The following is a 24,313-nucleotide window of genomic DNA, read 5'->3' on the forward strand; positions in this document are numbered from 1 at the left end:
CATGACGCGGGATGAGGAAATTGGCCTGATTGCAGAGCTGCTTGGGCTGGATGCTGAAAACAGTAAGTTTTTGGATGAGAACGTTACGCGATCTCCAATAGAGCGTTACAGTTGCCCGGATCGGTTTGCAGATGAAATGAAAGGTTTGTTCCGTAGTAAACCAGTAGCGGCTGCACAATCCTTTGAACTTGCTGAGAACAATGCCTTCCTGAGCCGGTTAGTGTCGGGCTTGCCTGTTCTTTTAACGCGTGATGCGGATGGTCTGGCGCACGCATTCCTCAATGTATGCCGTCACAGGGGCGCTAAGCTGGTACGGGATGAAGCTGGCTGCAAAAAGCGCTTCTCCTGCCCCTATCATGCGTGGACATGGTCAAATCAGGGAGAGCTGATCGCCGTTTCTCAAGAAAGCCAAGGCTTCCCGGATCTGGATAGATCCCAACATTCTCTGAAAGAACTGCCGGTTTATGAAGCCTATGGTTTTGTGTGGGTGATCGCCGATAGTTCTTGCTCAGACACTGGAGAAATCAAAAAATCACTCGCTCCTCTCAGTGAAGATCTGAACTGGCTTGGTTTGGCGGATCATAGGATCGCTGTTGAAGAAACCTTTGAGATTGCAGCCAATTGGAAAACACTTATTGAAGGCGGGATCGAGGCATATCACTTCCGCGTCGCACACCGCAAAACAATTGGCCCCTACTTTCCGGATAACCTCTCCACCTATCAGATGTTGGGAGACAACATGCGGTCCGTTCTGCCGCGCATCACTCTGTTTGAGCTGCGCGATCAACCGCGAAAGACATGGAATATCCGCGAGCATGCTAACATCATTTACTCGATCTTCCCGGGAACTCAATTGCTTGTCCAGCAGGACCATGTGGTCTGGGTTCACCTGGAGCCACTTGCGGTGGACCGTACTCGTGTCCGGTTAGCCACATTGGTTCCAAACTCTGCTCCGCAAACAGAAGAAATGCAGAAACACTGGATGCGCAATCAGGCGATCACGACGACCACCTTGGAGGAAGACTTTGAGTTAGGTGAAGAAATACAGCAAGGTTTTGCCAGCGGTGCCAACGAGTATCTGACCTTTGGCCGTTTTGAAGGCGCGCTGCACCGCTTCAATCAGGTGCTGGAGAATGCGATGAAAGTGCCTGAAGACGCTTGAGTTTCGACGTACAGGCAAAAGAAAAGCCCGCTTGAAATTACAGCGGGCTTCTCAAAGTCAGATGTGTCGAAGGATTAACCGACGAATGCGCGCTCAACCACAAAGGTAGAAGGAGACGCGTTGGACCCTTCTTCAAGGCCATGCTTTTCAAGGATAGCCTTGGTGTCGTTGATCATTTCCATGGAACCACAGATCATGCCGCGGTCAACTGCCGGATCAAGACGCGGAACGCCCAGATCTTCAAAGAGCTTGCCATTCTCGATGAGAGTGGTGATGCGCTCCTGACATGGATAAGGCTCACGGGTTGCTGCTGTGTGCAGGCGCAGTTTGCCAGCAGCAAGTTCACCAACGAGCGGATCGTTAATCACTTCTTCAACCAGTTCTTTCGCGTAGGTGAGTTCGTTCACTTCGCGGCAGGTCTGGGTCAGGATAACTTCTTCAAATTTCTCATAGGTTTCCGGGTCACGGATCAGAGAAGCGAAAGGTGCAACACCGGTGCCGGTAGAGAACATGTAAAGACGCTTACCTGGAATCAGGGCATCATTCACAAGAGTGCCGGTTGGCTTTTTGCGCATAAGAACAGTGTCGCCCGACTGAATCTTCTGCAGGTGTTCCGTCAGTGGACCGTTTGGCACTTTAATGGAGAAGAACTCCAGCTCTTCGTCCCAGGAAGGGCTTGCCACGGAGTAAGCGCGGAAAACCGGCTTTTCAGCGTTTGGCAGGCCGATCATGACGAACTCGCCAGAACGGAAACGGAAAGAAGCTGGGCGCGTGATGCGGAATTTGAACAGACGGTCGGTGTAGTGCTGTACGGACACTACTTTCTCAGCAAAAACGTTTGCTGGGATAGGAAATTCGGTCTTGGCTTCCTGATCAAGCACAGGAGCTGGGGCCAACGCTGCGTCGGTCATGTGCAATCCTTAGATTGTTTTGATTAGGCCAGAGCCCGATACTTGGCCAATTGTTGCCTTCGCTTTATCCGAGCCAAGGTCCCAAAAGCAACCGTTTTATAAGTAAAATTTCAGAAATTTGCTCGTGAAAGTGACTAAGTCACCATCCAGGCTCAAAGAACTGTCAGTTTTAAGAAGAAAGCGTGTAAGGTGAGCCGCAGGCCAATTGCAGCAATAGGTGGAAATACTCAAGTTGTCTCGCGGGATATCGATCACGTGGTTTTGCGAGCGAGTCGGAGTTACATGCATGTTTCGGGGATAAAATAGCAAGATATGTTCAGTCCCTCTGTGATGTAAGGGAGTTAACGGCGACTGACGGGGGACGTTAAGAGTGAAACCGGAACAGAACAAAGCAGCCTATGAAAAGCGGATGCTGCGTGTTCTCGAGTACATCTACAACAATCTGGATGGGGATTTGAGTCTGGATGCTCTGGCGGATGTTGCCTGCATGTCGCGGTTTCACTGGCACCGGGTGTTTCAAAGCATGCGGGGCGAAACGCTGGCGACCTCTATTCGTCGGATCAGGCTGAACCGGGCCGCATTGGATCTTATTCAATCAAAACAACCGATTACAGAGATTGCCGAGCAATACGGCTACCCCAGTGCGCAGAGTTTTTCCCGTGCATTCAAAGGCGAGTATGGCATGGCGCCGGGGCAATTTCGTGAAAGCAAGTATGCTGCGCCAACGCTGGAAACGGAGAAGGAAAGCATCTTTTCCATGCATCCCGTTGAAATCAAAGAGGTTCCGGAACGAAGCCTGCAAGCATTGTTTCACCGTGGGTCTTATTTTGAGATGGGCGTGGTGTTCAGCAAGCTGGCAGCGATGTTGTCGTCACGGGGTGTTATCCGCAAGTGTGGGCCTATTGTCGGGATCTATTATGATGATCCCTCCATTGTGCCGCTGGACGAGTTACGCTCCCATGTGGGGGCCGTTGTTCCGCAGAACTTTGCGAATACGGAGGGGCTTGAGCCTCTGGTTATCCCCGGTGGTCGCTGTGCGGTGTTAAAGCACAAAGGTCCGTATGCCGGGCTGAGAGGCGCGTTCCATTATCTTTACGGTGTTTGGCTGCCAACCTCTGGAGAAGAGGCTGCTGACCAGCCGTGTTATGAGGTTTTTCTGAACAGCCCGACGAATACAGCGCCGGAAGACCTCCTCGTCGAGATCTTCCTTCCTTTGCAATAACAATGAGTTAGTTCTGCAGGATGTTGTTTTCTTCTTCCGTTTCCTGCTTCTCGTTGATGTTACCGTCCTTATTGATTTCCTTGATGCAGGCTTCTTGATCAGCGGCGGACATATCACCGAAACCGAAGTTGGGCGGATAACCGAGCGGATCAGCACCAGCGCCGCCGGATTGGTATTTCTCAGCAATGCCGGGGCAATCGGAGACCGGGCTGATAATGTCGGGATATTCTGACTTCAGCGGGTTGGCATCCGCGTTTGCGGTTGGGTCCTCAGCGAAGTTATTAATCTGCGTAAAACCGGCGCTGGATGAAATCACAAGGAAACTCAGTGCAATAAGAGAGACTGTTGTTTTTGACTGCATGACAAATACTCCCACCAATCGGAGAAAATAAAGGCTGCAACCATTAAACAGGAGACCGGCAAAGACTATGTGAGTTCTTATGTTTTAATTGCGTTTAAATGGGTAATACATCGCTTTTTTGTTGCAGCCTCCTCGCTTTACAAGTCTTTAACCCATGCGTAAGCTTGGAGCTCGCTCTGGAGGGTTTAACCTCTCACCGCGATCTTGGGGGGACATCATGTTAAAGAAGATTGGCTGGGGTGTTCTGGCTGTTGTTGTACTGCTTGCCGCTGGCGCATTTTACTTCCGACAGGACATTGCAGAGATCCGTGCCGTGATGGCCTATGCGGATGCATTTAAACCTGAGAACATCGATCAGAAGTTCCGCTCTCTTTACATTGAGTATCCGAGCATCTCCGTTGAAGCGCCGGAAGAGACCTATCAGCTGCCGCGGCAGTATCAGGCCTCTCCAATGCCAGCGACCTTTATGTACAAAGGCGAAGCGGCTTCAACAGCGGATTATATTCTGGATTCCCACACCACCGGCCTTGCTATCATGCACAATGGTAAGCTGATCCATGAGTACTATGATCGCGGCAACTCAGCTGAAACCCATGCGATCCAGATGTCTGTTTCCAAATCCATGGCCTCGATCCTTGTGGGTGTGGCGATGGATGAAGGTTATATCGACAGCGTTGAAGATCAGGTGGTCAAGTATGTGCCGGAGCTGAAGGGTACTGCCTATGATGGCGTGCGTCTGAAAGATGTGCTGGAGATGTCCTCCGGTGTGCGCTGGAATGAGAACTACGCTGATCTGAACTCTGATATCGTGCAGTCCGTCGTTGCGATCCTGCTTGGCTCGCAAGATGAGTTCACCAAGGATGTTCCGCGAGAGCTGGAGCCGGGAACGTACAACCGCTATTCCTCCATCGATACCCATGTGGTCGGCTGGGTGCTGCGCGGGGCGACGGGTAAGCCCTATCAGGAGTGGTTCAACGAAAAACTCTGGTCCAAAATTGGTGCCGAGTCCTCCGCTGAACTCATGGTGGATCAGGCAGGTCAACCGGTGGTCTTTGGCGGGGTGAACATTCGGCTGCGCGATATGCTGCGGGTTGGCATGGTGCTGGCAAGAGGCGGTACCAACCACAAGGGTGAGCGCATTGTTTCAGAAGAGTGGATCAAGACCTCTGTAACACCGGATGAGCCGCGTCTGATGCCGGGCTATGATAATCCGCAGAGCCCTTCCCCGCTCGGCTACAAATACCAGTGGTGGCTGCCGCTCGAATCTGATCATGGTGACTTCACCGCCATCGGCATTCACGGCCAGTTCCTCTACATCAACCCTGCCCGAAACGTGGTGATCGCCAAAACCTCCACCTATCCGTCCTACCAGCGGGATAAGGAGATGGTGAAGATGAAATCAATCGCCCTGTTTCAATCCATCGCACGTCATCTGACGAAGCAGGAAACGGTTGAGTTGGAGAGCCAGTAAGCACCGGTCTCACGACAACACGTTCTTGATACTGTCAAACAGCCATGAAACGGCAGGGCCCATGCGAGAGTGTTTGAGCTTGATGCATTCTACTGGGGGGCTCCAGAGCTTGTGCTCAAACCGCAGGTTCAGCCGGGCCAATTGGCCGGAAGCAATGGCTGTGCTCACCAGATGTTCTGGCAGATACGCCCAGCCAACCCCTTGCATCACCAGTTCGCGAAGAGCGTGGAAGCTGGTTGCGTGCCAGACTTGAGTTGAAAGCTCCGGAAACTGAGCAAGCACGCTGCCTTGCGGACTACGCAGCAGAAGTTGGCGATGAGACAGCAGCTCATTTGCGCCAATCTCGGTCAACTTGGTGAGCGGATGGTTAGGCACGCAAACGGAGACAAACGGCAGATTACCGATGAAAACCTGCTCCACCCCTTTTTGCACGCTGCCGCCAGAGAACATCAGTCCGATATCCGCCTGATCTTGTGCCACTATGCCGGGGATGTCCGGACTGACACCAGAGAGCAGATCGATGCGTGTGGCGGGAAACCTCTCTCCAAACTCGATCAGAAACTGACTGAGCGAGGGCAGCAGCAAAGCATCATCCAGCATGAGGCGAACATTGGTTTCATCGCCGGAAAAAATGCTGTCGGCTGCGGTGGTCATGTTGTCGACCTGCATCAGCACAGCGCGAGCGTAGGTTAGCATACGTTCGCCGTTTTCGGTGAGTTGGGGCTTGCGTGTGGTGCGATCGAAAAGCTCGAACCCCAGATCCACCTCCAGATTCACGATCCCCGTGCTTACGGCTGACTGGCCTTTGCCCAGTGTTCTCCCTGCCGCAGAAAAACTACCGGATTCGGCGGCGGCGATGAACATTTTCAATTGCTCGATGCTTGGCAAGTTGCATCCAATCTATTGATAAAAGCGGTAGTAACTAACTTTGTATCATCAGCAAATGAAATTAATCAATGGGCATGCCTCCATGAAGGGATGGAGCGCTCCTGATTTTTTGAAAGAGACTAAGCACATGAAAACTCTGTTGCAGATCAACACAAGTATGCTGGAAACAGACTCTCAATCCTCGCAGCTTTCCGACAAAATGGCAGAAAACTTGCTCTCCCGTTTTGCCGGCATGCGGCACATCAAACGCGAGCTGAGCAAAGATCCGATCCCGCATCTGGAACACAGCCTTTTTCAATGCTTCTATGACCCAAACGCTGCTGTTACGCCCGCACAACAAGCGGCACTGGCGCTGTCTGATACGCTGGTTTCTGAGTTGAAAGAGGCAGATTTCATTGTGCTTGGCGCGCCAATGTACAATCTGATGATCCCGTCCACGCTCAAGTCATGGATCGACTACGTGACCCGTGCAGGGCAGACCTTTCAGTTTACGGAAACCGGACCGGTTGGCCTGCTGGAAGGCAAAAAGTGTTATGTGGCGATTACGCAAGGAGGAAGCTTCCTTGGCACTGCCCATGATCTGGCAACGGCTTACCTCAAATCTGCCTTGGCCTGATGGGCATCACGGATATCGAGTTCATCTATGCGAAAGGGCTGGCTATGGGGCCACAAGCCGCTGAAGCGGGCCTGAGCAAAGCCAATCAGAAGATTGCTGAACTGGCCTAACAAGTATCGTTATTGCAAAAAAAAAGCCGGCTCTGGAGGATGAGCCGGCTTTCTATTCAAACTGTCTAACTCAGCTTTATGCAGGCTGGCCAGTTGCTGCGAGTAGAACTTCGCGGATGTTGACGTTCTGTGGCTGCTGATAAACGAACAGCACAGTGTCTGCCACGTTCTGTGGGTCCAGTACGCCGCCCATTTCTTTCTTCCACTGCTCATAACCATCAATGATTTCCTGAGAAGTGGTGTGGGACAGCAGTTCAGTCTGCACAGCACCTGGAGCGATGGTCATGACACGCACATTGTCCGCGGCCACTTCTTCACGCAGGTTTTCGCTGATGGCGTGAACCGCGAACTTGGTGCCGCAGTATGCTGCGTGTGCCGGGAAGGTTTTACGGCCAGCGATGGAGCTGACGTTGATGATGGAACCGCCCTTGCGTGCTTTCATGCCTGGCAGAACAGCGTGGATGCCGTTCAGAACGCCCTTCACGTTCAGGTCGATCATGCGATCCCATTCAGAAGGATCCTGCACAGACAGATCACCCAGCAGCATGCAGCCAGCGTTGTTGACGATAGCGTCTGCCGGACCAAACTTGTCTTCAGCTTCTTTAATAGCAGCGATCAGCTGATCACGATCAGTGACGTCAACACCGCGGCACAGAGTGTTTGGAAGACCCAGAGCTTCCATCTGCTCAACGCGACGTGCCAGCAGAAGAAGTGGATGGCCAGCTGCGCTGAAAGACTTCGCAATCGCTGCACCAATGCCGGAACTTGCGCCAGTGATAATGATAAGTGGCTTTGTCATTTTGTTTTCCTGCCTAGTTAGCTTTTTCTTGAGCAAGATGGACTTGCGTTGTGTTGCGGCGATTGTACAAAAATGATCACGCTGATAAATGAGGGTAATTCAAAATGATTGTTAGGCTGAAATGAACAATATCTATTGGAATGGTCTGCGCTCGTTTCTGGCCGTGGCGGAACATGGCAGTTTTACCTTAGCTTCTGATGAAACTGGTCTTTCAAAAGCGAGTTTAAGTCAGCAGGTCAGCCAGTTGGAGGAGCATCTGGACGTTCAGCTGCTTTACCGGACTACCCGCAAACTGCGCCTGACGGAGATCGGTGAGCGTTACTATGAAATGTGCCGCGCAGGCGTGAAGCAGATTGAGGATGCCTCTGACCTAGCGTCCCAGGCGACGGACAGTCTGACTGGCCCTATCCGCATGAATGCCGTTGGCGGGTTGATTGGTGAGGAGCTCATCGCACCGCTGGTAATTGAGTACCAGCAAGCCAATCCAGGGATCGAGGTGAAGCTGGATTTCTCCAGCATCCGCGAGGATTTGTTGGAGACGGATTTTGACCTTGTGCTGCGCATGGGAGATCTGGAAGACAGCACGCTGATCGCCCGCAAACTGCACACCATCACCACTCGCTATGTGGCCTCCCCTTCCTTTGTGGCGGCACACTCCAAAATCCGGCACCCGTCTGATCTGAAAGGCCTGCCGTTTATCTCCGGCAGTGTGCAGGAGTGGATTTTCACGCGAGGCCAGGAACGCATCGTGGTGCAGGCGGAGAAAGGCTTTCAGATCTCCAATGGCCGCGTCATGTGTCAGGCTGCTGTGGCAGGCCTTGGTATTGCGCGGCTTGCGGATGTTTACACCGATGCGCCGATCAAGCGCGGGGAACTGACGGAAATGCTTTCCGGTTGGAAGCAGACAACACCGCTGTGGCTGGTGAGCCCGCCAACGCGGCACCAGCTGCACCGGGTGCGGGAGCTGATGAATTATCTCAGCTCCAACTTCAAAGCCCGGTATGAGGCGGTGTTGGGTTAGCGGCGATAGGTGCCGACGAAGCCATCCGGTATGATGGCACCGGCCGGACTGGAGTTGGGATCATTCACACCCACCGGAATGAACACGCGCTGGATGATGATTTTGTCGCCATCCGGTGGTGGTGGGCCGGGCAACACAGCACCGCGCGTCGTCTTGAAGCCTTTCAGCTCGCAAATGAGGTTTTTGTTTTCAAACCCGGCAGGCACCACCATTGGGCCGGGCGTATGCTTCACGAAAATGGATGACCTATAGCCCTGCAAATAGCAGAAGGCGCCATCTGGTGTGGTGTTGACGGTGATCAGCGTGGCCCCTTGCGGAATCTCCACGGTTGGAGAGTACGCCTGCGGGATGCGCTCTTCATCAGAAACGCAACTGGCCAGAACGGGAAGCGTGAAGGCGAGAACGCACAGGGAGAGCTTGCTGGGCAAATCAGTGTCCTCATCAGATCGGTGTGATGACCCTAACGATCCGCAGTTTGCGAAGACATCCATCAGATTTGCTGAGGCTATTTTGCTGATAGCCTCAGGATTGGTGAGGCGTGATTGTGGTGGGCCAAGTTATCCCAAACGCGATCCACTGAAGATTTTGCAGTCAGACCTGCGGTTTCTTCCAAATATGCTTGATGGAATGAGGCTGCTTGAGAGGGCCTATGTGAGGCCGATGCTCTTGAGATGTGTTCAGCTTAAACTTTGCAAACAGTAGAAGCTGAGTACTGGTTACACGGAAGGATTTAGGCTTCCCCAAAGAACGCACGGCGTTCGAAATATCCGTTAGAGTGTTCAAAATGCACACGAACTTTGTGAGCTGACTGAGCAAATTCTGTATTTTTTATCAGATCACAGCACTGTATTCCGGCCCGCATCTGCTTGTTGTTCGGGCTGAGGTGTCTTCCTATTAAAAGAATAGGCAGGGCTTTTACGGCAAAATCAGCAGTTTAGGTCTGAGTGTTCCGCTAGTCGGATTAAGTATATATTTTTTGATTATTGAAGTGTGCTCAGGAATACATATTGCTGATGTGTTGATCGTCAGGCCGTGAATTTCTTCATTTTCTCAGTTTAATTTTATTCTCGAATTGATCTTGGTTCACGCATTAATGATAGGAGTTGCGCATAAAACACTAAGGAAAATTCGACAGGTTTTGTACTCTTGCATCCATGAAATTACAAAGTATCTATGTCAGAGAGTAAGCCCTGCGGTTTGCTAGGATATTTTGAGCCCATATAACCGTTTTGCGCAGATTAACGGAACGAGAATGACAAAATTAGGTGAAGCCACGCTGAAGCTGTTGGAAAATAGCGCTGTTCGCAAAGGTCTTGCTGAACTCCGCGTGGGGATCGAAAAAGAAGCTCTGCGTGTTGGCAGAGATGACTTTATGTCATTGCGTGACCACCCGGACGCTCTGGGCAAGACGCTAACGCACAAATTCATCACGACCGATTTCTCTGAAGCTCAGCTGGAGTTCATCACCCCTGCTGCGCACTCAGTTAAGGAAAGCCTTGAGTTCCTGAAAGAACTGCAGGCCTTTGCTGCGCGCAAGACGGAAGCAGGCGAGTACCTGTGGAACGCCTCCATGCCGCCGGAAATTACCAGCGACGAAACCATTCGCATCGCTGAGTACGGCAGCTCCAACGCCGCGCAGATCAAGACGCTCTACCGCAAAGGATTGGCGCATCGCTATGGCAAGCGGATGCAGACGATCTCCGGTATTCACTACAACTTCTCCATCTCCGATGGTCTGTGGCATGCATTCCACGAGCAGTGTACCTCCGGCAGCAGCCTTCAGGACTTCCGCAGTGCAGGATATCTGGGTCTGATCCGTAACCTGCAGCGCCATGGCTGGCTGATGCTGTATCTGTTTGGCGCCTCCCCTGCGGTTGACAAGAGCTACCTGCCATCCGCTCACCCAACCCTTTCCATGCTGGGTGACGACACCTATTTCGGTGAATACGCCACCTCGCTGCGCATGAGCGACCTGGGTTATACCAGTGTGGTGCAGAGTGAGCTGGACATTCACTACAACTCCCTTTGCGATTACATCGAAGGCCTGCGCGGCGCTTTGGCCACATCCGTGCGCCAGTACGAGCAGATCGGTGTTGCTGAAGAGGGCGACTACAAGCAGATCAACACACACCAGCTGCAGCTTGAAAACGAGCTGTACGGGTCTGCGCGTCCGAAGCGCAACACGGAAGAAGGCGAACGCCCGATTGCCGCGCTCTGCCGTCGTGGCGTTGAGTACATCGAGCTGCGGTCTCTCGACATTAACCCGTTGAACCCAATTGGTATTTGTGAGCAGCAGGCCCACTTCCTCAATGCGTTCCTCACCCACATGACGCTGGCACCTTCCGCCTGTATCACCTCTGCTGAACAGCAGGCGCTTAACGATCAGCAGCGCATGGTGGCCTGGCAGGGTCGTCTGCCAAATCTGGTGCTGCCAGCTTATGGTGACGGTGGTCTGGAACTTCGCGCTGCGGGTCACAAGGTGCTCGACGAAATGCGCGTGACTGCCGAGATTATGGACGATGTCTATGGCTGTACCGGCCACACAGATGCGGTCAACGCGCAGGCTGAGAAGCTGGATAATCCGGACATGACGCCATCTGCGCAGATCCTGAAAGGTGTGAAGCAGAAAGGCTCTTACACTGGTTTCATCGCGGAGCTGTCTCAGAACCAGACCGATCATCTGAAAGCCATGCCGCTGTCATCAGAGCGCATGAAGTTCCAGGAAGCCATGGTCTCCCAGTCCCGCGCTGCTTATGAGCGGGTTGAGGGCCAACCCGGCGATCACAGCTTTGATCATTTCCTGGATTCTCAGAATAAAACCGACGTTCTGCCGCCAGAGTGCCTCGACGGTCAATAAACGGGTGCCTGTGCTGCAGATTTCGCCCTACACCTCTGAAGAACACAATGAGCTTGCCGCGCTTTATGCAGACGTGGCAAGCCGCACCTTTGCCTACGATCACACGCGCTTCATCCATGCAGATCAGTTTCAGAGCCTGATTGAGGGCGAAGATGTCTGGGTTTTAAGATCTGACGGTGAGATTGTTGGTTCATCGGCTATTTCACGCCGGAACACTTCCTGCATTCCCTTTACATCCGCTACACCCACCACAAACGCGGCTTTGGTCGTCAGGCCCTGCAGTTTCTGCTGGAACACTACGGCTGCGCGCATGAGCTGAAGGTGGACCGGATCAATCAGTCCGCTTTGAAGTTTTATGAAGCGATGGGATATGCGGATGTGACTGCAGAGGCGGATGCACACCAAACCTGGCTGCGTTTGCGCTCACCTGTGAAGATTGCGCTGAAAACCGCTGCAGCTATTGCGGTGGGAGACTAAGCCTCTCACCGGCAATAAATTTTGTAAATCAATGTGTTAAGATGGCATGCACAATGCTGGCAGGCGATCAATATGTGCTTTGATCGTCTGTTCAGCCAGAGCGCCATCTCCGGTCCGCACAGCAGTGATCAGCTGAGTGTGATCGTCCTGCACGCCTTCAGAGATGAAACCGGCACGGCGCATGGCTGCGCGGTAGCGAGTGCACTGGTCATGAAGCATGTGAAGGAAACGGCTTGCCCAACTGGAGCCTGCACCTTCTACCAGCGTCATATGGAACACGCGGTTGGCTTCTTCCCACTCATTCCAGAAATCACGCCGCGACGCCTGCCACGTGCGTTCAATTTCCTGCAATGCATGGTAAGCGTCCAGCACGCGGTCGCGCCATTGTGCGTCGCCCTTTTCAACGGCGGTTCTCACCGTCGCGCTTTCCAAAAGGCGGCGCTGCTCAACAATATCCTGAAACTCTTTTTGAGAAAGTTCTGGAATATAAAATCCCTTGTGCGATTGAGTGGCAACAAGTCCCTGAGAAACCAGACGGGAAAGCGCTTCTCGTACAGGTGTTGGTCCAACATCAAAAGTGCTGCACATCTCGCGAATGCGCAGCTTGCTGCCCGGCTCCAATTGGCCAGACAGGATTGCCGCCCGCAGGTGCGCGTAGGCCCTGTCTATTAGAGAGGCGGATGACGGGACGTTTTGTGCAGTGACCGATGTTACGGCTCTTTCTAAGGTATCCTCTATTTTCAAAGTTATCTGCCTTACAATTATTATCTATGCAATTTGGCGTTTCTCTTCTTAGCTATGGAAACTAGGTCTTCAGCTTTGTTATCCGGCCAAGTTAAATTGCAATATGATCTGGCCAGTTTGTTCCCTCAATTGTAAAACAATATCTGAACTATAAAAGCAATGAAATTGCGTAGGTCTGACATAACTTTCCAATAAAACGAGCTCGTTTGATGGAAAAAGATGCTAGATTATCGATTATTTTTGCAAAATTTTTCATGTGCTTTCTTATTCATGCAGCATATGAATCGGACTTACTTAGAGTTCGTTGCGATGAAGTAGAGTTTATCCGCTATTTTAATAAAATATTCTCAACTATACTCTGCTGGTTTTCTTCCCGCCATATAAACGGGAGAAACTATTAGCCGCAACTCCGCTCAAATCTCACAAATGCTTGCTCAATCCGCCCTGTAAAAGGTGATAGATTGCTCATTTTAGTGCCTCCGGACCGTGTTTCTGCTCTGATGTAAGTTGGCGGAGGCACCTATCAAGTTCAAATCGTGGAATCGCATAGGAGATCAGCTTTTGCATGTATCTGTTTGAGAATTTTGCTCATGAACTGACCTTAGCAGGGCGCTCCATAAAGCAATGAATCTCTGATTGTCCTGTTTTTCTAAATCCATGTCGGCGATAGAGGGAGCCGACAGGGTTCCAATGCAAATGCTCCAGCCTTACTGGTAGTTGCAATTTGTCAGCAACCGCCAGGCAGTGTGCCAGTATTTTTGATCCAATCCCCTGCCTTTGAAAATCAGGAAACAGATAGAACTCACCAAATGTCGCGTGATCAGTCAAAATCTGGAAGGATACTGTTCCAAGGCGGTCACCTTCTTTTCTAATTTCGAAAAAAGGTTTCTCGTCATAGCGTTGTAAGTGCATCTGCCACTGAAAGTCTTCGTCCCAGCCCCAACGCGAAACGATGTAAGGCCCCATGGCAGCCCGCTTTGCTTCAAACGCGTACGCCTTGTCGCTTGCATTGGTTGTTAGCTTGGGAAATGTGTAATGTGGTTTGAGCTCAGGAATATTCATAGGCAATTCAACGTTCTAAAAATTAGCAGTAAATGACTATGGAATTTGGCCTTCTTCCAAAACATTGTCCAGTTGCTGGGACCGTTTTCTTTCAGCTATGAGCTTAGTTTATCACCCCAGCTACGCAAACTTATCCCCGCTGGTGTGAGCGGTGTTATATCTCGTGTTCAGACCAAGAGAATCAACGGGAGGGAGTGTGAGTCGGAGTGATCTGAGGGGCGAATATGTTTCTTCAGAAATAGAATGGTTGTTTCGTCGATTTTATGCACGCATCGTTTTGACGCCTCTGCATAAGTCCATCCTATTGAAATTACTGATGAAATCATCGGTAATCCGGTGGATGGTCACAGGAGTTAACGGGAGTTAACCAAAAAGGGATTGAACTGAACTACAGGTCAGTTACCCTTTCGACGCAAACACGGGCCATATGGGCGCACTTTCCGTTTGTAGATGACTAGAACCGTTTGAGGGCTAAACGAAGTGGAATACGGCAACAACACTCTTTTGCGCGAGGAAACTCCGTCTGAGAAGATCTCCCGTTATTCTCAGCTCCTTTCTGGCCAGCTGCACCGCTTAAGGCAAGAACTTTATCCGCCTGAAGCACACAAAGCTCTGCGCGCCTTTTCGTCCGTCGACGTTGCACGTCTTATCGGGGTTTCTGAAAGCACAATCCGCCAGTTGGATCTGGATGGAGAAGGCCCTACCCCGACCCGCCTTGCCAATGGCCGTCGTAGTTATACGCTGGAGCAGATCAACGCGATCCGCGAAGTGCTGGCTGCACGCAAAAAAGGCGATGAAGCGGTCAATATCCTGCCGCACCGCCGTGAAGGTGAGAAGCTGCAGGTGATTTCCTGTGCCAACTTTAAAGGCGGCTCAGCAAAAACCACCACCAGCACCCACTTGGCGCATTATCTGGCCCTGCGCGGCTATCGCGTTCTCGCGATTGACCTCGATCCGCAGGCCTCTCTTTCTGCCATGTTTGGTGTGCAGCCAGAGTTTGACGTTGAGCCGAACTGCACCTTGTTTGGTGCCCTTCGTTATGATGAAGGCCGCCGTTCTTTGAACGAAGTGGTGCGTCCAACCTATTTTGATAATCTGGATCTGATCCCGGCCAACCTTGAGCTGGCTGAGTTTGAGCACATTGTGCCAACAGCGATCGCATCCGGCGCCTCTACAGGCGAGAACATCTTTTTCCGCCGTATTCGCAATGTCCTAGCTGAAGTTGATGACCGCTATGATGTTGTTGTAATCGACTGCCCGCCGCAACTTGGCTTCCTTACACTGGGTGCTTTGTTTGCGTCGACCGGTCTGCTCATCACGCTGCACCCGCAGATGTTGGATCTTGCGAGCTGTAACCAGTTCCTCGGCATGAGCTCTGACCTGATGGCAGTGATTGAGAACAATGGCGGCGAAATGAACCTGGATTGGATGCGGTTCCTCGTGACACGCCACAATCCAAACGACAGCCCGCAAACCCGCGTTGTTGGCTTGCTCCGCGCCCTGTTTGGTGAGGATGTGCTGACTGCGCCGGCGTTGGAATCCACCGCGGTTGCCAATGCGGGTCTTGAAAAGAAATCGCTTTATGAGCTGGAGCCGGGAGCCATTGGCCGCGAAACGCTGAAGCGTGCGCTTGAATCCATGGATTCCGTGAACCGGGAAATTGAAGATCTCCTCCGTGGCTCTTGGGGACGACCACTATGAACAAAGCTAAGGACCGGAAAAACGCACTCGATACGCTGTTTTCAGGCGGCGGCATGGCAGGCATGGTTGCAGACGCAACAGCTCCGCGCCCACGCTTGTCTTCCGGAGCTATTGGCGCTGCCGAGATCAATCTGATCAAGGACGAACGCGACAGGCTGCGTGAAGAGCTGAAAACGCTGAACACGCAAATGGCGTCTTCTGTGAACGTGGTTGAGCTGGATCCGGAACAGGTTCAGCCTTCTTTCGTGGCAGACCGCATGGAAGTTGCGTTTGACCCTGCCTTTGAAGCGCTTAAAGAATCCATTGCTGAAACCGGACAGCAAGTGCCTATTCTGGTGCGCCCTGCCCCGGGTGAAAGCGGTGTCTATCAGATCGCTTACGGCCACCGTCGTTGGAAGGCCTGCCGCGCATTGGGCAAACCTGTCCGCGGTGTGATCAAAGAGCTTTCCGATGAGGAGCTGTTGGTTGCTCAGGGTCAGGAAAACCATGAGCGTAAGGACCTGAGTTTCATAGAAACCTGTCTCTTCGTTTATCGTCTGGCCCAGGATTATCCGCAGACACTGATTGTGAAAGCGATCGGCAAAGACAAATCACTCGTTTCCAAACTTCGCAAGCTGGCGGCAACCATGCCTGAGGAGTTTTTGCGTGTGATCGGTCCTGCACCGAAGATCGGCCGCCCTCGGTGGGAGGAGATGGCCAGCTTCTTTGAAGATGGAAGACTGGCATCAAACCACGAGAAGGCCGTGACCTCACTGTTTGCTCTGGATTCCTTCACCGAGCTGCACAGTGATGAACGCTTCAGCGAAGTGCTGCAGTTGTTGCAGGAAACACCTGCTGAGACAGAAGCAAGTTCTGCTCAGACTGCCGGTGAGATCCCAGTGGCTGCGCATACGCGCAAAGCAAACAGTTCTGAATGGCTTGGAAACAAGCATGTGCTGGTCAAGCACACAGGCAAAGCAACCGTGTTTTCCGTTGATAGCAAAACGCAAAGCGATTTCAGCGCGTTTTTGCTGAAGGAACTGCCGGGGCTGATTGCCAAGTATGAAGAGACGAAGGGGGAGGATGCCTGATGGTGTAGCCCCTGAATGACGAAAGGCCCTGCTGACGGCAATCAGCAAGGCCCCAAAATCGTCGCCCAAGAGAGTAGTAATACTCGTCGTGGACCATCTTTAGCACGATCATCCTACGACGAACGCACCCTGCGAATCAAGTAAGCAATGCTTTCTTGAAACCCTTTGTGGCGCATTTTTGCTTTTTCGGGCGCTCAATCCCCAATCTTACTTGGATAACACCTTGGGTTTTCCCTCGGTGAATGGGTTTGCTATGCAAAGCACCGGTGTTGCGTCCTTTCGCAAAATGACACCCGGCATGTTGGAAAGCCAGCGACTGGCTATGGCGAATGACATCGTCAAAACAACAAAGGCCGAGGTGGCAATCACTCTCAAAAAGGCAGCCCCAGCCATGGGGATTGACGGAACTGCCTATCATATTCTGGATATCCTGATCGGTCTGACACGGGCTGATGACTGGAAACAAGACCGCCGTCCGCTGGTGGCAATCTCCAACGAGAAGCTGGCCGAGTATGTGTGCCGCTCAACTCGTACGGTAATCCGCGCGCTCAAGCGGTTGGTTGAAGCAGGTATCCTTGCCTATCGTGACAGCTCCACGGGCCGACGCTTCATCTACCGCAATGATGCAAGTGGTGAGATCGACCGCGGGTATGGTTTTGATTTTTCACCGGCACGCCAGCGTGTTGCGGAAATCAAGCAGATTGGAGACGCCTTCCAGGCAAGACTGCGTGCTGAGCAGGAAGCAAAACGGACTGTGAACCGGTTGTCCCGCGCAATTGTTGATGCTTGCCGTACTGGTCAGAGCGATGGAGTTGATTGTGAGGTCTACCTTCAGGAACTGACAGTTCTCATGGACACGCCAATGATGGTTGTGGAGCGCGCTGAAAAGATTTCTGAGCTCTATGAAGTTGTGATTGCTGATCTGGCAGCGGCACAAGAAGGGGAGACACAAACAGCTGATAATTCAGATAAAACTACTGAAATGTCAGGCGACCATGACATTCATGTCACCCCTTATAATATTACAACCCCTCTAGCTCCTATAAATAGTAAACAACGGCAGCCATCTAACGATGGCTACTCAAACACTAACTTCGCTTCTAACGAAGCTCAGAATATTGCTCTTGAAAAAGATCAATCAAGCAAATTCTCTGCCAAATCCAGCGGCACAGCTCAATTGCAATCTCAGCAAGAAACCCAGTTGGATAACGGTTTAAGTGAGCATTTATCGGCTATTTCCATTGGTTTGATCGACAGTGCAACCGCACAAACCCAAGAAATTCTGGGTATGCCCTTCTCCAGTTGGTTCGACTTGCTGCAAAGCGCCGAACAGTTGCGATTGGCCATCGGTTTGTCGGAGGATGGCTGGAAACAGGCGATCCTGACATTGGGTGAGAAAATGGCCGCTGCCGTGCTGGTGGTAACCGTAGAAAAGACCCTGCGCGATCCGGAAGGCATTTCACGACCAGCTGGTTACTTCCGCGCCTGTGTTGACCGGGCAAAAGACGGCAAACTCGCCCTGCACAAATCACTTTACGGGCTGGCTCTCGCGTAAAGATCGGGAGCTTTTGTTTCCTGCGACGTCGACAGATTGATCCGCAGGTGGGGCGTTGGGGTGCGGTTGATGAACTCGTCTTCGATCAGATCTAGTATCTGGCGTTGGCCGGGAAAACTAACAAGCGCTTTTGCATCAGCAAACGAGAACCACTGATAGGCATCGTGTTCTTTGTTGAGCGTGACCGGAGTATTCCGCGAGACATGTGAGACAAAGACCGGAAGAATGGAGAAGCTGTTCTGTTCAGGAACGTAAAAATGGATATCCGCATCAGCAGACCAGAGGTCCTTGAGAGTTATGCCGGTCTCTTCTTGTACTTCGCGGATCATGGCTTGCCAGGCTGTTTCATCTCCTTCAATGCCTCCAGAAATCTGGCTCCAAGTATGAACAGGTGGTTTGGTGCGACGCAATAACAGAACCTGAGGTTCTTCAATAATCTTGTCGATCAGGAAAACAGTTGCGGCACTACAAAAGACAGGTACTTTGGACATAATGGCTCTATCAAAAGTAAAGAGAGTTCGTGAGTAGAATACTTATAATAGTCAAAGGATTCTGGCTTTAGAAAATCGAAAATCAATTTTTGGATAAGCCTTCACGATGGTATCATGTAACTGCCCACTCATAAAAATCTTGGAGCGCAGCAAAGGCTCGATCCAAAGGTCTGCACCTTGCAGCGCATCTGCTGAAACTGCGATATCTTCGTCTTGAGGCTCGATCGCAGCACGCCATCTGTGAAACCCTGTTTCTGGATTTCGAGCAGTTGCCTTTACCCCATTGCTCTCTTCAGGCAAGAAGCAATGTTTTTGTGAGCCCCAGTTGATAAAGAAGAACGGGCCAGGTAACTGCGTGGTCTTGTCAGTTTCATAGATGGGAAACTCAACTAGTTCTCCTCCACCCATATCAAAGCGTTTGAGGATCTCTGCAAACTCTCCTTTCGCGCAGAAATATCCTTCAAGAGCGAAAAGATCTTGAACACGCTTCCAGAACTTAGGGTTAAACACATAAGCAGCTTCAAGGAATTCTTCGCGCTTTAGCTTGTCGCCCAGAATGTAACGATGGAAGCTATCCTCAAATTCCTCTGGACTCGGACCAAATTCAAACTTTGGCGGTGCCCAGTCGTGGCCGTAGTATTTTTCGCGAATGCCAGGCTTGTCAAAAAGAGCTGAATTGCTTCTTACACTACTGACCCAAATTTCATCGGCCATCTAATTATCAACCTTCGTTTACCATCAGCTCGCACATGCTAAGAGTATTTGGGTGATAATGCCCTTGGTGAACTATGAAGTATAGCCTAGTCGTTTAGGTAAGGTGCCAATCCGTATAGAATGTGAGCTGGATTAGCTTTGACAAAGGCAAAAGGCAGGAGATCGCTCCCCTGCCCTTTGAGTTATGTTTTTGAATGATCGGTTGAAGTCGAGACCTGATCATCACTGGCAAACTGACCGCGGGTCCGATTAGCATAAGAAACCAACGCCAACATCACCGGAACTTCAACCAGCACACCGACGATGGTTGCCAGTGCCGCACCTGAAGTCACGCCGAACAAGCTAATTGCAACAGCAACGGCGAGCTCGAAGAAATTGGAGGCGCCGATCATGGCACCTGGCGCTGCAACATTATGCGGCTGGCGCCATTTCTTCATCCAGAAGTAAGTCACGTAGAAAATCAGCACGGTCTGGATCAACAACGGGATCGCGATCAGCACGATGTCTGCTGGTGAGGCGATGATGTTGTTGCTTGAAGGCCAAACAGTATAAACACAGTTCCCACCAGACCAGCGATGGAGAATGGTTTCATGCCAGCGCTGAAAGATGAAAGGTGCTCTTTGTCTTTAAGCGCAATGCGGGTCAACCACCCTGCCCCCAATGGCAGCGCAACAAACAAAGCGGTTGAAACGAGCAGAACATCCCACGGTACAATGATGTTTGACACATCCAGCAAGAATGCGGCGATCGGAGCAAACGCGAAGATCATGATCAAGTCATTGGTTGCGACCTGCGCAACGGTGTAACTTGCATTGCCCTTTGTGAGGTAAGACCAGACAAACACCATCGCGGTACAAGGCGCAACACCGAGTAAGATCATGCCAGCGATGTATTGATCGGCAAGAGCAGCCGGAATGAAGGGGGCAAACAGATGGCGCATGAACAGCACAGCCAATGCCGCATGGTGAACGGCTTGACCAGCCAGTTCATGGCAAGCGTTACGATCAGGCCTTTAGGTTTCACAAAGCAGTTGCGCACTTCAGTGAATTCGACCTGTACCATCATTGGGTAAATCATCAACCAGATGAGAACCGCGATGACCAGGTTGATGCCACCAACTTGCAGATCCCCGATGAACTGAAACAGTCCAGGTTGAAGGAGCCCCGCCCCTACCCCAAGCGCCATCGCGAGACCTACCCAGACTGAGAGGTAGCGTTCGAAAGTACCCATGATTTCTCCTGTCTATCGTCGATAGAGATATGTTCTGGCAAATTTTTAGAGCTTGAAGCTGCTTTCAAAGAGGAAATTGAAGCTTTTCAGTTCAGCTCGATTGACTGAGTAGCAAACACGCGGACGCTGGACCTCTGCCAGTATGAAGCCTGCATCCTTAAGAATTCGAAGATGTTCGGACACGGTCGATTGTGCGAGCCCGATAGAGTTGACGAGATCTCCACCAACGCAGCCCGGTTGAGAAGCCATGATCTTGAGAAGGCGAACCCGCGCAGGATGCGCCAGTGCTTTCGCTTGCAAAGCCAGCTTTTCCTCCTCCTCTTCATTGAGAGAAGTCGGCGCAAATTCGGTTACACAGGTGGTATCTGTCATCATTGATTCCGTATATCGTCGATAAACGATATACTCTTGCATTGGATGCTTGGCAAGAGGTTTGTGTGTTGACAGCTGTCAACTTTTTCTGCGCCAAGTTGACAGCTGTAGAGCCCCTCCCCTACTCGCCTTATCGCGCAGTCGAGTGATATTCAGGATTTGGCTGCATACCCGTTGCAGAGGCCATGCGATTGGACATGGAGAAGAACGCGGCAACCTCACAAATGTCCCAGATGTCTTCCTCGGTGAACCCTGCATCGCGAAGTTGCTGGCGATCCCCCTCCCCTATCTCCGAGGATGACTTTGCCACCTTGGTCGCGAAGTCGAGCATGATCCGTTGCTTCTCGGTTAGATCCGCATAGCGATAGTTCATCACCATCGATTCACCCAGTTCGGGTTTGTTGGAGTACTCGCGAACAGCAGCTCCATGGGCAACCTGGCAGTACCAACAGGAGTTGATGGAAGACACGGTCACCGCAATCATCTCCCTCTCCAGTTTGGAGACGCCGGATTCCCCAAGCATCAGCTCATTGTACATCTGAGAAAAGGCGCGCAGTTTGTCTGGGCGGTGTGCAAAGGCGATCAAAACGTTTGGAATTAGACCGAGCTTGCTTTGGCATTTCCCGAAAAGTTCTTGAATGTCATCGGGTAGTGGGTCTGGCAATGAAAGGTTGAGCGCAGTTGGATGCTTAAGGCTTGCGCTCTCAATCTTTGGAAAATCAGTTTCTGTCATAAATGGTCCCTCCTCCATTGCATTAGAGTACCTCTGAAAGGAGAGGCTGTCCTCACTACAAAAGGAGAGCAAAGAAAACCCACCTTCTGAGGCAAGAAGGTGGGTGAGTTTGGTGCTTGCTTGGGATTAAGCGTGGGCGGTGAGTTTTCTCTCTTTTCTCTTATTGGTGACGTGCACGTATCTGTAAGCCTGAAGCAGGATGAGTGGCGTGAAGTGAACCAGGGCAGGACCGATTTTGAAGTCCAAAAGGATCCAGTGGGCCAGTACCAACGCGGCGGCTGGGTAAGCAAGTTTTTGAAGGCTCTTCCAGCTTCTGCCGAGTTTTGAGATGGACCAGTCATTGCTTGTGATCGTCAAAGGAATGAAAATCAGCGATGCAAGCCATCCCGTCCAGATGCCGATTTTGACGAGGTCCTCAAGGATCGGGCCAAGTGAACCTTTGTCGAGAAGATAGATGGCAAGATGAAGCGCGGCGTAACAGCCAGCAGCCACACCAATGTAACGACGGCGTGCCAGCAGCCAACGCACCCAACGTTGTCCATTTGTCAGGAACATCAGTGGTGTGATCATCAAGCTGACTATGAGAAAACGTGCTGCAAACTCTCCAGAAGGATGGAGCAGGTGCTCCAGTTTTTCGCCTTCACGAAGTAGCCCGCCAATGATGGGAAGTCCTGGCAGAGCTAGAATAAACCAGAATGTATACGGCGAGTTCCAAAATGCGCGAAGGTAAGACATGATAGCCCGAGTGGTTTTGCAGTAAGTGATGGTGCACACTGCTGATTTCGCGGTGTTGGGGTTACGTGGGAGATCAGCAGTGTGCGGTCGATTGCGACTGCGGTGTCCGCTTTCAACCTTGTTCAAACACTGGCCCAGTCCAACATTTTCAGCAAGAAATCAGATGTAACGAAATGTCGTCGAGCCCGGTAAGTGATATTAAACTGTGACTGCGGTAATCATCGGGTGACAGTTCAACCCACTGAAACAACATAGGTTTTCGATGCGCCCACTGATGGAGGTACAACTCCGCCAGATAGTGCCTCCATTTTGGCATTTCTGAGTGATTACACTTTAACAAGAGTTGTGGCGATCTTGATGCAAACGTTGTTGCAAACGCCCCTAACTGGAGTGTGTACTCTGCTGTCTTTGGGGGGAGGTGATAGTGTGGAACCTGCAGACAAGCAGCTTCTGAATGGCTGAGTAGATAGAAACCTGAGGGAGGAATGAGACCGATAAAGATCTCATCTACTGTGGCCAATGATGGTTCTTATAGAGGCTGTTCTATCCGTCAGAGTCTCTCTGGTGGTGTACCTGACCAAGAGTTGTCAGCTGACAACGTGATGCAAAACAGAGAGAACGGCGCTCTGATTTAGCAGCTCCGAGCGCCGATGAACCATCAATCTACAGGTTCAGACGAAGGACCTGAGACCGTTTTTGATACTCCTCTTCATCAATTTCCCCCTTCGCGAAACGTCTGCTCAGGATGTCCAGTGCTTCGGAATTTGACGATTTCGCTTGCTCAGGTTCGGTCGTTTTTGCTGGACTTGAACCGGCAAAGTAGCCATAGGACCGAGCGATCAGAAAACCGATTATGAGCAATAGTATGAGTACGATTGGGAACGGGAAGAAGTGGAATCCGTGCATTCCAGCCTGATGAAACATAGTGATCTCCTTGGAGTATATTAGACATCACTACAATGGGGAGTGCAGCTTTTGGTTTCAAATTTCAATTGTATTCAACTGTCTCAGACCTGACAGACGTGGTGAAACCGTTACACTTTTATAAAAGTGGACAGCTGTCAACTTTTCAGTTGGCAGGTGATTTCCAAATTATCTCGAAACTACGAGGCCTCTGAAACAGGATAGAAGGTGGAGTTCGAGTACTATTCCGGCCAACGAAAGAGGTGCCAGAATGATCAAAAAACTTCCTGAAAGTTCTGAGAATGTGCTCGGGTTTGAGGTCGATGGAAAGGTCGATATCACCGAAGAATTGAACCTGATTTCTCAGGTAGAAGAGGTGCTGGATAAGCATGCCAAGGTCAGCGTTCTGGTGATTTTGAATGAAAAAGCTCACTGGGGTACCGAGGCTGGATACGAAGATTTGAAGTGGGCGATGACCCATGCAAAGAGCTTTCACCGGATTGCAATTGTCTCTGATCGGAAGATTTGGGAGTGGCTTGTGGCGATGGATAGTCCATTCGCAGCGATGCTCGGCATAGGCGAAAAGCACTTCGATATGGCAAATCTGGACAAGGCCTGGGAGTGGGTGAAGGAGTGATTTAGCCGCTCAGTCACCATTGGAAAGTAGCATGATCGAGACCTATCGAGGCGTCGTCTATCCCTATCAGTTGGACCACATGGGGCACATGAATGTGCAGTGGTACACGGAGAAATTTGATGAAGCCAACTGGCATCTGTTCTCACTTGTCGGGCTAACTTCAGCATATTTTCGAGAGTACAATCGAGGTATGGCAGCCGTGCAGCAGACCACGAAATACCACGCCGAAGCGTTGGCTGGAGATCTCCTTTTTTGTAGATCCGGGCTGACGGATATTCATGAGAAGACGCTCTATATCCTGCATGAAATGTATAACGCGGAAACGCAAAAACTACTTGCAACGACGGAGCTGATTTGCGCTCATCTGGATCGGGAGACTCGCCATGCCTGCCCATTTCCTCCTGCCATCAAAGAGACTGCTGTGCCTCTGCTCATCAAGGAATGAGCAGGTCCTTGATGGTGTTTCAGGAC

Annotated in this window: 26 protein-coding genes and 1 pseudogene; 13 read left to right on the forward strand and 14 right to left on the reverse strand. The window is 51.3% G+C overall.

What is annotated here, in order from left to right; genetic code table 11:
- Position 1 precedes the first annotated feature (1 nt).
- Positions 2–1,162 carry an aromatic ring-hydroxylating oxygenase subunit alpha gene (locus JCM12308_RS10555; RefSeq protein WP_054783683.1) on the forward strand — a complete coding sequence of 387 codons (1,161 nt, stop codon included), beginning with the start codon at positions 2–4 and terminating at the stop codon, positions 1,160–1,162.
- Positions 1,163–1,236: 74 nt separating this feature from the next.
- On the opposite strand, the gene JCM12308_RS10560 is transcribed toward JCM12308_RS10555, so the two are convergent.
- The gene (locus JCM12308_RS10560) at positions 1,237–2,073 is read right to left on the reverse strand and encodes a ferredoxin--NADP reductase (RefSeq protein ID WP_083417310.1); all 837 of its coding nucleotides are present in this window, start codon (positions 2,071–2,073) and stop codon (positions 1,237–1,239) included.
- A gap of 370 nt (positions 2,074–2,443) precedes the next feature.
- Between JCM12308_RS10560 and JCM12308_RS10565 the strand changes: the two genes are divergently transcribed.
- Positions 2,444–3,295 (forward strand): AraC family transcriptional regulator, encoded by an 852-nt coding sequence (locus tag JCM12308_RS10565; protein WP_054783684.1) that lies wholly within the window; start codon positions 2,444–2,446, stop codon positions 3,293–3,295.
- Between the two features lie 7 nt (positions 3,296–3,302).
- On the opposite strand, the gene JCM12308_RS10570 is transcribed toward JCM12308_RS10565, so the two are convergent.
- Entirely contained in the window at positions 3,303–3,656 is a 354-nt protein-coding gene (locus JCM12308_RS10570; protein WP_054783685.1) for a hypothetical protein, read from the reverse strand.
- Between the two features lie 217 nt (positions 3,657–3,873).
- Between JCM12308_RS10570 and JCM12308_RS10575 the strand changes: the two genes are divergently transcribed.
- Positions 3,874–5,127: a serine hydrolase domain-containing protein gene (locus JCM12308_RS10575; RefSeq protein ID WP_054783686.1), complete on the forward strand. Its 1,254-nt coding sequence runs from the start codon at positions 3,874–3,876 to the stop codon at positions 5,125–5,127.
- 9 nt (positions 5,128–5,136) lie between these two features.
- Here JCM12308_RS10575 and JCM12308_RS10580 read toward each other — a convergent pair whose 3' ends face one another.
- Complete coding sequence (locus tag JCM12308_RS10580) at positions 5,137–6,015, reverse strand: LysR family transcriptional regulator (protein ID WP_208609182.1); 879 nt, start codon at positions 6,013–6,015, stop codon at positions 5,137–5,139.
- Positions 6,016–6,142: 127 nt separating this feature from the next.
- On the opposite strand from JCM12308_RS10580, the gene JCM12308_RS10585 reads away from it, so the two are divergent.
- A complete protein-coding gene (locus JCM12308_RS10585) occupies positions 6,143–6,631 on the forward strand; it encodes an FMN-dependent NADH-azoreductase (RefSeq protein ID WP_208978441.1) in 489 nt (162 codons plus the stop codon).
- Positions 6,632–6,817: 186 nt separating this feature from the next.
- Here JCM12308_RS10585 and JCM12308_RS10590 read toward each other — a convergent pair whose 3' ends face one another.
- Entirely contained in the window at positions 6,818–7,540 is a 723-nt protein-coding gene (locus JCM12308_RS10590) for an SDR family oxidoreductase (protein WP_054783688.1), read from the reverse strand.
- Positions 7,541–7,661: 121 nt separating this feature from the next.
- Here JCM12308_RS10590 and JCM12308_RS10595 point away from each other — a divergent pair, with 121 nt between their 5' ends.
- Positions 7,662–8,561, forward strand: a complete 900-nt coding sequence (locus JCM12308_RS10595; protein WP_014284690.1) for a LysR family transcriptional regulator — start codon at positions 7,662–7,664, stop codon at positions 8,559–8,561.
- Here the strand turns inward: JCM12308_RS10595 and JCM12308_RS10600 are convergent.
- Positions 8,558–9,052 carry a hypothetical protein gene (locus tag JCM12308_RS10600; RefSeq protein ID WP_128647372.1) on the reverse strand — a complete coding sequence of 165 codons (495 nt, stop codon included), beginning with the start codon at positions 9,050–9,052 and terminating at the stop codon, positions 8,558–8,560. The genes JCM12308_RS10595 and JCM12308_RS10600 overlap by 4 nt on opposite strands.
- A 761-nt stretch (positions 9,053–9,813) precedes the next feature.
- Between JCM12308_RS10600 and gshA the strand changes: the two genes are divergently transcribed.
- Genes gshA through JCM12308_RS29590 form a run of 3 tightly spaced genes read left to right on the forward strand, consistent with a single transcriptional unit; the run spans position 9,814 to position 11,895 of the window.
- On the forward strand, positions 9,814–11,418 hold the full coding sequence (gene gshA / locus JCM12308_RS10605) for a glutamate--cysteine ligase (RefSeq protein WP_054783690.1): 1,605 nt from the start codon (positions 9,814–9,816) through the stop codon (positions 11,416–11,418).
- Positions 11,419–11,428: 10 nt separating this feature from the next.
- Positions 11,429–11,737, forward strand: coding sequence for a GNAT family N-acetyltransferase (locus tag JCM12308_RS31470; protein WP_244271875.1), 309 nt, complete (start codon positions 11,429–11,431; stop codon positions 11,735–11,737).
- Complete coding sequence (locus tag JCM12308_RS29590) at positions 11,653–11,895, forward strand: GNAT family N-acetyltransferase (RefSeq protein ID WP_244271884.1); 243 nt, start codon at positions 11,653–11,655, stop codon at positions 11,893–11,895. Before JCM12308_RS31470 ends, JCM12308_RS29590 begins: the two co-directional genes overlap by 85 nt.
- Before the next feature lie 36 nt (positions 11,896–11,931).
- Here the strand turns inward: JCM12308_RS29590 and JCM12308_RS10615 are convergent, their stop codons facing one another.
- Together JCM12308_RS10615 and JCM12308_RS10620 are read right to left on the reverse strand one after the other, a co-directional pair.
- Complete coding sequence (locus JCM12308_RS10615) at positions 11,932–12,639, reverse strand: GntR family transcriptional regulator (RefSeq protein ID WP_208609185.1); 708 nt, start codon at positions 12,637–12,639, stop codon at positions 11,932–11,934.
- Positions 12,640–13,227: 588 nt separating this feature from the next.
- Positions 13,228–13,701, reverse strand: a complete 474-nt coding sequence (locus JCM12308_RS10620; protein WP_054783691.1) for a GNAT family N-acetyltransferase — start codon at positions 13,699–13,701, stop codon at positions 13,228–13,230.
- 480 nt (positions 13,702–14,181) lie between these two features.
- Here JCM12308_RS10620 and repA point away from each other — a divergent pair, with 480 nt between their 5' ends.
- The 3 genes from repA (at position 14,182) to repC (ending at position 18,027) form a co-directional block, all read left to right on the forward strand.
- Complete coding sequence (gene repA, locus JCM12308_RS10625; RefSeq protein ID WP_014284695.1) at positions 14,182–15,402, forward strand: plasmid partitioning protein RepA; 1,221 nt, start codon at positions 14,182–14,184, stop codon at positions 15,400–15,402.
- Positions 15,399–16,472 carry a plasmid partitioning protein RepB gene (gene repB, locus JCM12308_RS10630; RefSeq protein WP_054783692.1) on the forward strand — a complete coding sequence of 358 codons (1,074 nt, stop codon included), beginning with the start codon at positions 15,399–15,401 and terminating at the stop codon, positions 16,470–16,472. The genes repA and repB overlap by 4 nt, the downstream gene beginning before the upstream one ends.
- A 253-nt stretch (positions 16,473–16,725) precedes the next feature.
- The gene (gene repC / locus JCM12308_RS10635) at positions 16,726–18,027 is read left to right on the forward strand and encodes a plasmid replication protein RepC (protein WP_054783693.1); all 1,302 of its coding nucleotides are present in this window, start codon (positions 16,726–16,728) and stop codon (positions 18,025–18,027) included.
- Here the strand turns inward: repC and JCM12308_RS10640 are convergent.
- The 7 genes and pseudogenes from JCM12308_RS10640 to JCM12308_RS10670 all read right to left on the reverse strand — a co-directional run bounded on the left by JCM12308_RS10640 (position 18,006) and on the right by JCM12308_RS10670 (position 23,226).
- Positions 18,006–18,518, reverse strand: coding sequence for an NUDIX hydrolase (locus JCM12308_RS10640; RefSeq protein ID WP_054783694.1), 513 nt, complete (start codon positions 18,516–18,518; stop codon positions 18,006–18,008). The two genes, repC and JCM12308_RS10640, sit on opposite strands and share 22 nt — an antisense overlap.
- 51 nt (positions 18,519–18,569) lie before the next feature.
- Complete coding sequence (locus JCM12308_RS10645) at positions 18,570–19,232, reverse strand: hypothetical protein (protein ID WP_054783695.1); 663 nt, start codon at positions 19,230–19,232, stop codon at positions 18,570–18,572.
- A 182-nt stretch (positions 19,233–19,414) separates the two neighbouring features.
- A pseudogene (gene arsB, locus JCM12308_RS10650) lies at positions 19,415–20,462 on the reverse strand (ACR3 family arsenite efflux transporter).
- 45 nt (positions 20,463–20,507) lie between these two features.
- Complete coding sequence (locus JCM12308_RS10655) at positions 20,508–20,834, reverse strand: ArsR/SmtB family transcription factor (RefSeq protein ID WP_054783816.1); 327 nt, start codon at positions 20,832–20,834, stop codon at positions 20,508–20,510.
- A 130-nt stretch (positions 20,835–20,964) separates the two neighbouring features.
- Positions 20,965–21,567 carry a peroxidase-related enzyme gene (locus JCM12308_RS10660; RefSeq protein ID WP_054783696.1) on the reverse strand — a complete coding sequence of 201 codons (603 nt, stop codon included), beginning with the start codon at positions 21,565–21,567 and terminating at the stop codon, positions 20,965–20,967.
- 126 nt (positions 21,568–21,693) lie between these two features.
- Complete coding sequence (locus tag JCM12308_RS10665; RefSeq protein WP_008549150.1) at positions 21,694–22,302, reverse strand: protein-methionine-sulfoxide reductase heme-binding subunit MsrQ; 609 nt, start codon at positions 22,300–22,302, stop codon at positions 21,694–21,696.
- 663 nt (positions 22,303–22,965) lie between these two features.
- The gene (locus JCM12308_RS10670) at positions 22,966–23,226 is read right to left on the reverse strand and encodes an SHOCT domain-containing protein (protein ID WP_054783697.1); all 261 of its coding nucleotides are present in this window, start codon (positions 23,224–23,226) and stop codon (positions 22,966–22,968) included.
- A gap of 250 nt (positions 23,227–23,476) precedes the next feature.
- Between JCM12308_RS10670 and JCM12308_RS10675 the strand changes: the two genes are divergently transcribed.
- Positions 23,477–23,842, forward strand: coding sequence for a SpoIIAA family protein (locus JCM12308_RS10675; protein WP_054783698.1), 366 nt, complete (start codon positions 23,477–23,479; stop codon positions 23,840–23,842).
- Positions 23,843–23,873: 31 nt separating this feature from the next.
- On the forward strand, positions 23,874–24,287 hold the full coding sequence (locus JCM12308_RS10680; RefSeq protein WP_054783699.1) for an acyl-CoA thioesterase: 414 nt from the start codon (positions 23,874–23,876) through the stop codon (positions 24,285–24,287).
- The last annotated feature ends 26 nt before the right edge of the window (positions 24,288–24,313 follow it).

It is taken from the genome of Pseudovibrio denitrificans JCM 12308 (assembly GCF_001310815.1).
Classification (GTDB): Bacteria; Pseudomonadota; Alphaproteobacteria; order Rhizobiales; family Stappiaceae; genus Pseudovibrio; species Pseudovibrio denitrificans.